General features: G+C 66.8%; 11 protein-coding genes and 1 pseudogene. 5 read left to right on the top strand and 7 right to left on the bottom strand.

All coding sequences use genetic code 11. The features are described from left to right. The 3 genes and pseudogenes from WBB07_RS12835 to WBB07_RS12825 form a co-directional block, all read right to left on the bottom strand. Positions 1-295, bottom strand: a pseudogene (locus WBB07_RS12835) (TobH protein); the annotation flags it as partial. Further along, positions 292-1,674: a phosphomannomutase/phosphoglucomutase gene (locus WBB07_RS12830; protein ID WP_526308214.1), complete on the bottom strand. Its 1,383-nt coding sequence runs from the start codon at positions 1,672-1,674 to the stop codon at positions 292-294. The gene WBB07_RS12830 and the pseudogene WBB07_RS12835, both read right to left, overlap by 4 nt. 200 nt (positions 1,675-1,874) lie before the next feature. Continuing rightward, entirely contained in the window at positions 1,875-2,306 is a 432-nt protein-coding gene (locus WBB07_RS12825) for a DUF3499 family protein (protein ID WP_526308212.1), read from the bottom strand. A 174-nt stretch (positions 2,307-2,480) separates the two neighbouring features. Here WBB07_RS12825 and WBB07_RS12820 point away from each other — a divergent pair, with 174 nt between their 5' ends. Next, a complete protein-coding gene (locus tag WBB07_RS12820; protein ID WP_526308228.1) occupies positions 2,481-2,903 on the top strand; it encodes a metallopeptidase family protein in 423 nt (140 codons plus the stop codon). A gap of 74 nt (positions 2,904-2,977) precedes the next feature. Here the strand turns inward: WBB07_RS12820 and WBB07_RS12815 are convergent, their stop codons facing one another. Continuing rightward, positions 2,978-3,340, bottom strand: a complete 363-nt coding sequence (locus WBB07_RS12815) for a WhiB family transcriptional regulator (protein ID WP_526308210.1) — start codon at positions 3,338-3,340, stop codon at positions 2,978-2,980. A 302-nt stretch (positions 3,341-3,642) separates the two neighbouring features. On the opposite strand from WBB07_RS12815, the gene cofD reads away from it, so the two are divergent. Genes cofD through WBB07_RS12800 form a run of 3 tightly spaced genes read left to right on the top strand, consistent with a single transcriptional unit; the run spans position 3,643 to position 6,538 of the window. Further along, positions 3,643-4,659 carry a 2-phospho-L-lactate transferase gene (gene cofD, locus WBB07_RS12810; protein WP_526308208.1) on the top strand — a complete coding sequence of 339 codons (1,017 nt, stop codon included), beginning with the start codon at positions 3,643-3,645 and terminating at the stop codon, positions 4,657-4,659. Continuing rightward, positions 4,656-5,999: a coenzyme F420-0:L-glutamate ligase gene (locus tag WBB07_RS12805; RefSeq protein ID WP_526308206.1), complete on the top strand. Its 1,344-nt coding sequence runs from the start codon at positions 4,656-4,658 to the stop codon at positions 5,997-5,999. Before cofD ends, WBB07_RS12805 begins: the two co-directional genes overlap by 4 nt. Continuing rightward, entirely contained in the window at positions 5,996-6,538 is a 543-nt protein-coding gene (locus WBB07_RS12800) for an NUDIX hydrolase (protein ID WP_526308204.1), read from the top strand. Before WBB07_RS12805 ends, WBB07_RS12800 begins: the two co-directional genes overlap by 4 nt. A gap of 32 nt (positions 6,539-6,570) precedes the next feature. Here WBB07_RS12800 and manB read toward each other — a convergent pair whose 3' ends face one another. From manB to rfbD, 3 genes are read right to left on the bottom strand one after another with little or no spacing between them, the layout of a single operon-like run. Further along, complete coding sequence (gene manB, locus WBB07_RS12795; RefSeq protein WP_526308202.1) at positions 6,571-7,668, bottom strand: mannose-1-phosphate guanylyltransferase ManB; 1,098 nt, start codon at positions 7,666-7,668, stop codon at positions 6,571-6,573. 22 nt (positions 7,669-7,690) lie between these two features. Further along, a complete protein-coding gene (locus WBB07_RS12790; RefSeq protein WP_526308200.1) occupies positions 7,691-8,560 on the bottom strand; it encodes a glycosyltransferase family 2 protein in 870 nt (289 codons plus the stop codon). Between the two features lie 24 nt (positions 8,561-8,584). Beyond that, complete coding sequence (rfbD, locus tag WBB07_RS12785) at positions 8,585-9,484, bottom strand: dTDP-4-dehydrorhamnose reductase (RefSeq protein WP_526308198.1); 900 nt, start codon at positions 9,482-9,484, stop codon at positions 8,585-8,587. 67 nt (positions 9,485-9,551) lie between these two features. On the opposite strand from rfbD, the gene WBB07_RS12780 reads away from it, so the two are divergent. Further along, positions 9,552-11,030 carry an LCP family protein gene (locus WBB07_RS12780; protein ID WP_526308196.1) on the top strand — a complete coding sequence of 493 codons (1,479 nt, stop codon included), beginning with the start codon at positions 9,552-9,554 and terminating at the stop codon, positions 11,028-11,030.

The following is an 11,030-nucleotide window of genomic DNA, read 5'->3' as shown; positions in this document are numbered from 1 at the left end:
GGCCGATCCAGGGCGGCACCTCTGAGGCCACCACGATCGGTTCGGCCGACGAACCACCCAACACCGCGGCCAGTAGCGCACCAGCCGTTTCGGCGACGCCACGGCCGGCGACCCAGATCAGCGACCGCGGCCGCTGGTCGCTGCGCACCGAGTCCAGTGCGCCTTCGGCGACCGCCGCGGCGGTGGACCGCACCAATGCACCCGACATCGATGCCGCGTGCAGGAGTCCGTGACGATCGGCGCCGATCAGTCCGTTGCTGTCGTCGAGATCGATGGTGGCGTGGGTGGCACTCATGGCACCGCCTGGACCGCTTCGATCTCGGCACCGACCTTGGCGACGATGCCCTCGACCTCTTCGGCGGTCCGGGCTTCGACATTGAGGCGCAGCAGCGGTTCGGTGTTGGAGGTGCGCAGGTTGAACCAGCGACCATCGCCGAGATCGACCGTCACACCGTCGAGGTGGTCGATCGACTGGATCCCGGTTCCGAACGATTTCAGTACCGATTCCACGCATGCGGGCGCATCGTTGACGGTGAAGTTGATCTCGCCGGACGCTTCGTAGCGATGGTAGTCGGCGGCCAGATCCGACAGCGGGCGGTTCTGCCCACCGAGTGCCGCCAGAACGTGCAACGCCGCGAGCATTCCGGAGTCGGCACCCCAGAAGTCCCGGAAGTAGTAGTGCGCGGAATGCTCCCCGCCGAAGATCGCACCCGTGTCGGCCATGAGTGCCTTGATGTAGGAATGTCCGACGCGGGCGCGCACCGGTGTGCCGCCGCGCTCGATGACCAGCTCGGGCACCGCCCGGGAGGTGATCAGGTTGTGGATCACCGTGGCGCCGATCTCGCGCTCGAGCTCGCGGGCGGCCACCAACGCCGTCACCGCCGACGGCGACACCGCCGCACCGCGCTCGTCGACGACAAAACACCGGTCGGCATCGCCGTCGAACGCCAGGCCGATGTCGGCCCCGGTCTCGACGACAAAGCGCTGCAGGTCCACCAGGTTGGCGGGGTCCAGCGGGTTGGCCTCGTGATTGGGAAAGGATCCGTCGAGCTCGAAATACAACGGGAGCACCGTCAGCGCCGAGATCGCGCCCAGAACCCCGGGTGCGGTGTGTCCGGCCATTCCGTTGCCGGCATCCACAGCCACCTTGAGGGGCCGCAGATCGGTGACGTCGACGAGTCCACGCAGGAAGGCGCCGTAGTCGGCCAGCACATCCTGGTCGGACACCGACCCGACCGGCCCGTCGAAGGAAGGGACGCCGGAGACCAGCTCGTCGCTGATGATCGCCAGGCCGGTATCGCGCCCGACCGGCTTGGCACCGGCGCGGCACAGCTTGATGCCGTTGTATGCCGCCGGGTTGTGGCTGGCCGTGAACATCGCGCCCGGGCAATCCAGCAGACCTGACGCAAAGTAGAGCTGGTCGGTGGAAGCCAGACCGATGCGCACCACGTCGAGCCCCTGTGCCGTCACTCCAGAAGCAAACGCCGCTGCCAGCGCCGGCGAACTCTCCCGCATGTCATGCCCGATCACCACCCGGGTGGCGTCGGTGCGGACCAGCCGGGCAAATGCGGCGCCGACCTCGGCGACAAACGACTCGTCGATCTCGTCACCGACCAGGCCGCGCACGTCGTAGGCCTTGATCACACGGGCAACCGCGTCAGCGGATCGGGACATCACAGGGCTCCTTGACTACGGTTCGAGAAGGGGTTCGGTTGCCGATCCCAGCCTAGCTGTTCCCCCCGGATGAGCAGTCGGCCTACGTCAAACGAAGGCACAGTGTTACCTGCTTTGTATCGTCGAGCAACGTGTCCGCCACACATCGGATTTCCGGTGCGGTCTTCGGGCGCTCCGCACCGGCGTCTTCGATGGGCCCGTTACTCCGAGGGGTCGGGAAGGACACGCAGATGCCCACGCCGGCGACCGGCACCGGTGGGACGGTGTGCTGTCGAGGCCAGGAACCCGCCGACGGGCGCGGCGTTGCCTGCGGGATGGTGCCCGGGGTCGGAGAAGCCCGGCGCGGGCGCTCCGGCCGGGACGCCCTCGCGTCCTTCTCGTACCGCGTCCGCGAGAGCAACGAGGTCATCTTCGTCGGGATGGGTGGGCAACGGGCCTGCGTGGCGCACCAGCTCCCAGCCGCGCGGCGCGGTGATCCGGCCGGCGTGCGTCACGCACAGATCCCAAGAGTGCGGCTCACGAACGGTGGCGAGCGGCCCCACTACGGCCGTTGAATCTGAATACACGAAGGTCAGCGTCGCCACGGCGTAGTGAGGGCACCCAGGCCTGCAGCAGCGACGGGGAGCATTCACGCCAGTGAGGCTATCGCGCCGGCGCGCCCGCAACCGGGCGGACACGCGCAGCCAGGGTGTCCACTACTGAACCGTTATCTTCTGCGGTGCGCCGAACGTTACGATCTGCGGGTGGCTCAATCCTCCCGGCTCCGACCTTCGGGTGGAAGGTGGGCTTCCCGGCATGGCCGGGAAATTCGCGGACCGCTCCTACCGCGCGATGTTCCGGGATGGCGTAGCCGCGCCGAACGCTTTGACATGGCGGTGCTCGAGGCCTATGAACCGATCGAGCGTCGGTTCACCAGCCGGGTGACCGACTTGGATGTCGCCGTCGATGAGATTCCGCGTATCGCACCCCGGGATCCGGAGAACATCCAGTTCCCGCCCGAAGTGGTGGCCGACGGCCCGATCGCGTTGGCCCGGCTGATTCCCGCCGGGGTGGATGTGCGCGGACATGACACACGCGCACGAATCGTCTTGTTCCGCAAGCCTATTGAGCGGCGAGCTAAAGACACCTCAGAATTGACCGAACTGCTGCATGACATTTTGGTGGCCCAGGTGGCCACCTACCTCGGCGTCGATCCCGCGGTCATCGACCCGACGCTCGAAGACGAGTGACGCGGCGCCTCCCGAAGAGGACCGCGCAAGAACTCCACCTACACCGACGTTGGCGCCCCCCGGCGCCAACCCGGTCAGATGATCCCGCGCTTGATCCGGCGACGCTCCCGCTCGGAGAGACCGCCCCAGATACCAAATCGTTCGTCGTTGGACAACGCGTACTCCAGGCACGCATCCTTCACATCGCAACCCAAGCAGATTCGCTTCGCCTCCCGTGTCGATCCACCCTTCTCAGGGAAGAACGCCTCCGGGTCCGTCTGGGCGCACAGCGCACGTTCCTGCCACTGACTGTCGACGGGTTCCGAGTCGGACTCGAAAACGCTGGGAACCAAACTCAAGTGAGGACGTCCCCCAAGCTCTTCTCCCCCGTCGATCGCCGGCTCGATGGCGGTGTGCGGGATGCTGCCCATAGCTCCGATCAGGTGCTGATAGGACATGTTCCGCCTCCTCATCTTCTCGATAGTCGATCCACTGAATGTCGCCCACTGTTGACCTTCGGCCATGCCAATTCGAACGAATTCGAACAAGTGATCGAATCTCGGTCTGCGACACCGGAACCGGCCGGCCAACCGGGAAATGACACTGATGTGATTAGACACGGGTTAGCTGGCCAGGTCAAGCCGCAGAACGGAAATTCATACCACTTGACACCGACATTTCGGCGAGTCGATGCTCTGGCGTGTCGCCGATGAGACCGTGCTGATATCTCGAACCGCAACAACGCCTAGGCTCGATCGCTGTGAAGGTCACCGTTTTGGTCGGCGGAGTCGGCGGCGCGCGCTTCCTGTTGGGTGTTCAACAATTGCTGGGCCTGGGCCAGTTCGGCCCGGCCCCCGAGGCTCGACCTGAGGTTGAGCATGAACTCACGGCAGTCGTCAACATCGGCGATGACGCATGGATGCACGGGGTGCGGATCTGCCCGGATCTCGATACCTGCATGTACACCCTCGGCGGCGGCATCGACCCCGACCGCGGTTGGGGGCATCGCGACGAAACCTGGCACGCCAAGGAGGAACTCGCCGCCTACGGAGTTCAGCCGGACTGGTTCGGTCTGGGCGACCGTGATCTGGCCACCCACCTGGTCCGCAGCCAGATGTTGCGTGCGGGCTATCCGCTCTCCCAGGTGACCGAGGCCCTCTGCGCCCGATGGAATCCAGGTGCGCGACTGCTGCCGGCCAGTGATGACCGCAGTGAAACCCATGCGGTGATCACCGAGCCAGAATCGGGTGAACGTAAGGCGATTCACTTTCAGGAGTGGTGGGTGCGCTACCGCGCACAGGTCCCGACGCACAGTTTCGCTCATGTCGGTGCCGAAAAGGCAAAGCTGGGGCCTCAAGTCGGCGACGCCATCGCCGACGCCGACATCGTCTTGATCGCCCCGTCGAATCCGGTGGTCAGCATTGGATCCATCCTCGCCATCCCCGGGATCCGGGGAGCGCTGCGCTCGAGCGCCGCCCCGGTGATCGGCTACTCACCGATCATCGGCGGGAAGCCGTTACGCGGCATGGCCGATGACTGCCTGTCGGTGATCGGCGTCGAGTCCAGCTCCGAAGCGGTGGGCCACTACCTCGGCGCCCGGTCCGCCACCGGAATCCTGGACGGCTGGCTGATCTCAGAGCAGGACCGCGCCGAAATACCCGGCGTCACCGTCCGGTCCATTCCGCTGTTGATGTCCGAACCGACGGTGACGGCCGAGATGGTTCGCGCGGGAATGGATCTCGGCGGGATCTCGACCTCGGAATTGGGTGCCCGATGAGCAACCCCGAGCACGGCAGCGCTGCGGCCATCGAGATCCTGCCGGTGACGGGACTTCCGGAGTTCCGGCCCGGTGATGATCTGGTGGCCGCGCTCGCGGCGGCAGCCCCGTGGTTGCGCACCGGAGACGTGCTGGTGGTCACCAGCAAGGTGCTGTCCAAGTGCGAGGGTCGCATCGTCGCAGCACCGTCTGATCCCGAGGAACGAGACACCCTGCGTCGCAAACTGATCGATGCCGAGGCGGTGCGGGTGCTGGCACGTAAGGGACGCACCCTCATCACCGAGAACAAGCTCGGCCTCATCCAGGCGGCCGCCGGCGTGGACGGCTCCAACATCGGCACCACCGAGTTGGCCTTGCTTCCCGAGGATCCCGACGGCAGCGCCGCAAACCTGCGGGCCGGACTGGCCGAGCGACTCGGCGTCGACGTTGCCGTCGTGATCACCGACACCATGGGTCGGGCGTGGCGCACCGGCCAGATCGACGCGGCCATCGGCGCGGCCGGCCTCCCCGTTCTCCACGGGTACGCCGGTGCGGTGGACCGCCACGGAAACGAGCTGCTGGTCACCGAAGTGGCCGTCGCCGACGAAATCGCCGCCGCGGCAGATCTGGTGAAGGGCAAGCTGACCGGGATCCCGGTGGCCGTGGTGCGCGGCCTGCAATTCGACGACGACGGATCGACCGGCCGGGATCTGCTACGGCCGGGTGAGGACGATCTGTTCTGGCTGGGGACGGCCGAATCGATCGAAATGGGCCGCAGACAGGCACAGTTGCTGCGCCGCTCGGTGCGCGAATTCGCCGCCGAGCCCGTACCCGCTCACCTCATCGAGGAGGCGGCAGCCGAGGCGCTCACCGCGCCGGCGCCCCACCACACGAGGCCGGTCCGGTTCGTGTGGCTGACCGCACAGCGGCGAATCCCGCTGCTGGATGCCATGAAAGAACGCTGGCGTGCCGACCTCGACGCAGACGGCCTGCCCGCCGACGCGATCGATCGCCGGGTACAGCGCGGGCAGATCCTCTACGACGCCCCCGAGGTGCTGATTCCGGTCATGGTGCCCGACGGTGCGCACACCTATCCAGATTCCACGCGCACCTCCGCGGAGCGCACCATGTTCACCGTCGCTGCCGGCGCCGCGGTCCAAGGGTTGCTGGTGGCGTTGGCCGTGCGCGGGGTGGGCAGTTGCTGGATCGGGTCGACGATCTTTGCCGGCGATCTGGTGCGCGATCAGCTCGAGCTGCCCGCCGACTGGTTCCCGATGGGTGCCGTCGCCATCGGGTACCCGCTGCACGAGTCCGGGCCACGCGACCCTGCCGACACCACCGGACTGTTGGTCCGACGGTGACGCTGCATGCCTCGGTGACCACCCTGCTGGCCGACTGGAGCGCACCGGATTCCGCCCAGGATGCGTTGCGGCATGCGGTGTCGGCGTTTGTCCTCGGCCGTGAGGACGCCTGCCGACGATCCTGCGAACCCGGGCACATCACCGCCTCGGTGGCGGTACTGGATCAGACGGGCCGTCAGGTGTTGCTGACGTTGCACCCCCGGCTGGGGCGCTGGGTGCAGCTGGGCGGGCACTGCGAAGACCACGACGCCGATATCGACGCCGCGGCCCTGCGCGAAGCGACCGAAGAGTCCGGTATCACCGGATTGCAGCTGGGTCCACTGGCCGCCATCCACGTCCATCCGCTGACATGTTCGCTCGGGGTACCCACCCGGCACCTCGACCTGCAGTTCGTCGCGACCGCGCCGGCTGATGCCACCATCGCCATCAGTGATGAATCCCTGGACCTGCGGTGGTGGCCCGTCGATGCGTTGCCGCCGGATTCCGACGACAGCGTCACCTCGCTGGTGGCTGCCGCCTTGGCACTGTCGCGCGGCTGACGCCGTAGGCGGTCAGTCCGTGGCCAGTGCCACTAGAGGTCGCTGGAGTAGCGAATCCCAAAGTCCGGCAACGTGACTCCCGGCCAGACCCGGGCCCCACGCAGCAGCTCACAGCGGGCACCGATGTCGGCACCGTCGCCGATCACCCCGTCACGCACCAACGATCGTGGGCCGATCCGCGTCCCGGACCCGATGATCGACCGTTCGATGACGGTGCCGGCCTCCACCTTGACACCGTCGAAGATGACCGCCCCGTCGAGCCGGCAGCCGGGGCCGATCTCGGCTCCGCGGCCGACCACCGTGCCTCCGATCAGCACTGCGCCCGGCGCCACCGACGCACCGTCGTGCACCAGCGATTCCCCACGGCGTCCCCCCAGCGCAGGCGATGGCGCCAGGCCACGCACCAGGTCGGCGGAACCACGAACAAAATCCTCCGGCGTGCCCATGTCCCGCCAATAGGTGGCGTCGACGTACCCACAGACCTTCACGCCCTCCGACAGCAGCTGAGGGAACACCTCGCGCTCGACGGACACCTCACGACCGGTCGGGATGCGGTCGATGATCTCGCGATTGAACACATAGCAACCGGCGTTGATCTGATCGGTGGGCGGATCCTGGGTCTTCTCCAGGAACGCCTCCACCCGATGGTTGTCGTCGGTGGGGACGCAGCCGAATGCCCGCGGGTCACCCACCCGCACCAGGTGCAGCGTCACGTCAGCGCAGTGTTGTTTGTGGTGGTTGAGCAGTGCTCCCAGGTCCGAACCGGAGAGCACATCGCCGTTGAACACCATCGCGGTGTCATGGCGCAACTTCGACGCCACGTTGGCGATACCGCCGCCGGTGCCCAGCGGCTCTTCCTCGAACACATAGTCGATCTGCAGTCCGAGTTTGGATCCGTCGCCGAACTCGGCTTCGAACACTGCCGCTTTGTAGGACGTGCCGAGAATCACGTGCTCGATCCCGGCAGCGGCGATCCGCGACAGCAGATGCGTCAGGAACGGCAGGCCGGCCGTGGGCAGCATCGGCTTGGGCGCCGACAGCGTCAGCGGCCGCAATCGGGTTCCTTTGCCGCCCACCAGGACAACAGCGTCGACGTTTGCGGGATCGATAACTTCGGATGTACCGCTCATGTTCAATCCTCTTCCCCGGCCGTCAGCCACGTCGCTGTCCCGCACCACGCACTACCAGCTGAGATCGTACGGCCAAAGCGGCTCGCATGGCCCACCTCAGTGGGGCCCGCCGCCAGCCGGAGTGCCGGTCCGCGAGATATGTATAGGTGCTGCGGTGGTGGGCTGCAAGGTTGCGGGCGGGATCACGTCCGGTGGAATGGCCTTTTGCATGCAAAATCTCCGCGTCGGGTACGTAGACGTTGAGCCAGCCGGCGCGTCCCAGCCTGTCACCGAGGTCGACGTCCTCCATGTACATGAAGTAGCGCTCGTCGAAGCCGCCGATCGTCTCGAAGGCGGCGCGACGGACCAGAAGGCACGACCCGGACAGCCACCCGACGACGCGCTCGGTGGGTTCCTGCCGATCCTGCCGGTAGGCCGCGGTCCACGGGTTGTTCTTCCACACCGGGCCGACGACGGCGTGCATCCCACCACGAATGATGCTGGGCAGATGTCGCGCGGACGGATACACCGATCCGTCCGGGTCCCGGATGAGCGGGCCGACGGCACCGGCGGTGGGCCAGCGCTTCATCGCCTCGAGCAGCGCGTCGATGCTGCCGGGACCCCACACCACGTCCGGGTTGGCGATCACCAGGAACTCCGACTGCGACACCTCGGAGAGCGCGTCGACGCCACGGTTGACCGCCGAGCCGTAACCCAGGTTCGCGCCGGTGTTGAGCAATCGGGTGTTCGGATACCGCTCGACCGCGGCTTCCGGGGTGCCGTCGGTGGACCCGTTGTCGGCCAGCACCACGGTCACCGGCCGGTCCGTGGCCAGACTCAACGAGGACAGGAATCGTTCCAGATGTGACCCCGGTGAGTAGGTCACTGTCACCACCGGCAGTTCGTCACTCACGGCGTAGAGGGTAGCGGTCTCGAGTCACTGTGCCCGACTCAGCGCCTCGGACAACGCGTCCTGCCACGGCCGCAGCGGGGTGAGACCGGCCCGGACGGACAGCTGCGCCCCCAAAGCCGAGTAGGGCGGGCGCGGCGCCGGTCGCGGGTGCAAATCGGTTCCGACCGGCCGGACCCGCTCCGGATCGGCGCCGACGGCCGCGAACACGGCCCTGGCCTGATCGAACCGGCTGGCGGGACCATGGTTGGCGACGTGCAGAACCGGTTCGCGGATCTGACCGCCGGCCAGCTCGAGCAGCGCCGCGCACAGGTCCCCGACATAGGTCGGTGAGCCGATCTGGTCGGCGACAACTTCGACAATCTCGTCGCCGGCGGCTTTGGCCCGCATCCCGGCGATGAAGTCCGAGCCGCTGCCGGTGAAGACCCACGCGGTGCGAACCACGGTGGCCTCGGGCAAGGCAGCCAGCACCGCCAGTTCACCGGCGAGTTTGGTCCGGCCGTACACCGACAGCGGGCCGGTGGGGTCACCCGGCTCGTATGGGCGGGGCGCGGCGCCGGGAAAGCTGTCCGGCGCCCCACTGAACACATAATCGGTCGAGATGTGGATCAGTCGGGCGCCCATCCGGGCGCAGGCCTGGGCGACGTTCTCGGCGCCCGTCACGTTGACCGCATGCGCGCGGCTGTGGTCCTTTTCGGCGGCGTCGACGGCGGTCACCGCGGCACAGTTGACCACGACCACATCACCGTCTCCGGACATCGCCAGTGCTTGCTCACCAGCCTGCGGGTCAGTGATGTCCCACTGCTGCGAAGTGACCGCAAAAACGCGGTGACCTCGCTGTTCGGCGTATCTCGACAGGAAGCGGCCGACCTGTCCGCCGGCGCCGGTGATCACGATGTTCGGCTTTGTCGAAGAGGTGCCCGCCACAGGTGAGAGTCTGGCACGCCGGTGCCGGCTCCCCGGTTCCCGGCGGGTTCACCAGTAGCCTGTCCTGGTGCCAGCCCGAGTGATACGTCTCGTTTCGACCCTGATCGCCATTGCGATCGTGGCCGGCACCGGCGTGGCCTGGACCACCATCCGCGCTTTCGAAGGCGGCATCAACCACATCAGCGCCGAGGCGCTGGGCGGCGGCGGCGAGGACGGCGCCATCGACATCCTGCTGGTGGGTGTGGACAGCCGGACCGACGCACACGGCAATCCACTCTCCCCCGAGGAGTTGGCCATGCTGCGCGCCGGCGATGACGTGGCCACCAATACCGACACCATCATCCTGGTGCGCATCCCGAACAACGGAAAGTCCGCGACGGCCATCTCCATTCCGCGTGACTCCTACGTCGAAGCGCCGGGACTGGGCAAGATGAAGATCAACGGTGTGTTCGGTCAGGTCAAGCTCGAGACCATGAAGGAACTCATCGAAGTCCAGGGCATGGACCCGGTCGAAGGTGAGAAGCGCGGTATCGAAGCCGGCCGCGAACGCCTCATCGAGACGGTGGCCGACCTGACCGGCGTGACCGTCGACCACTACGCCGAAGTCGGGCTGCTCGGTTTCTCGCTGATCACCGACGCTATCGGCGGTGTCGACGTCTGCCTGAAAGGCCCTGTCTACGAACCACTTTCCGGTGCCGATTTCCCGGCCGGCTGGCAGCGACTCAACGGCCCCCAAGCGCTGAGCTTTGTCCGGCAACGTCATGAGCTGCCCCGCGGCGACCTCGACCGCGTGGTGCGCCAGCAGGTGGTCATGGCATCTCTTGCCCACCAGGTGATCTCGGGCAAGACCCTGTCCAGCCCGACAACGCTGAATCAGTTGCAGCAGGCCATCCAGCGCTCGGTGGTGCTCTCCGACGGCTGGGACCTCATGAGTTTCATCACGCAGCTGCAGGAACTGGCTGCCGGCAGTGTCGCGTTCGCCACCATCCCGGTGCTCGATGAGGCCGGTTGGAGTGACGACGGCATGCAGAGTGTGGTGCGGGTGGATGCCAATCAGGTCAAGGACTGGGTCACCGGACTTCTCGAGGATCAGGACGAAGGCAGAACCGAGGAATTGGCCTACTCCCCCGCCAAGACCACCGTCGAGGTCATCAACGACACCGAGATCAACGGATTGGCCGCCGCGGTGTCGAGTGTGTTGACCAACAAGGGGTTCACGAAGGGTGACGTGGGCAACAACGACGGCACCCGGCCGGAAGCCACCCAGGTACTGGCCGCCGACCCCCAGGACTTCGGCGCCCAGGCGGTTGCCAAAGACCTCGGCGGGCTGCCCGTCGTCGCCGATGAATCCCTGCCTCCGGGCACGGTGCGGGTGGTGCTCGCCGATGATTACACCGGGCCCGGCTCGGGTCTGGAATCGGATCCGGCCCTCTCCGGCGACGTCATCAGCCAGGCCGCCGGCAGCATCGACGGTCAGGCCACCCCACCGCCGCCTCCGTCACCGATCCTGACCGCCGGTTCCGACAATCCCGAGTGCATCAACTGA

Origin of the sequence: Mycobacterium sp. (assembly GCF_049647605.1) — a bacterium.
Lineage (GTDB): Bacteria > Actinomycetota > Actinomycetes > Mycobacteriales > Mycobacteriaceae > Mycobacterium.
Note: the sequence above shows the minus strand (reverse complement) of the source record. Positions and strands in the feature narration are given on the sequence as shown.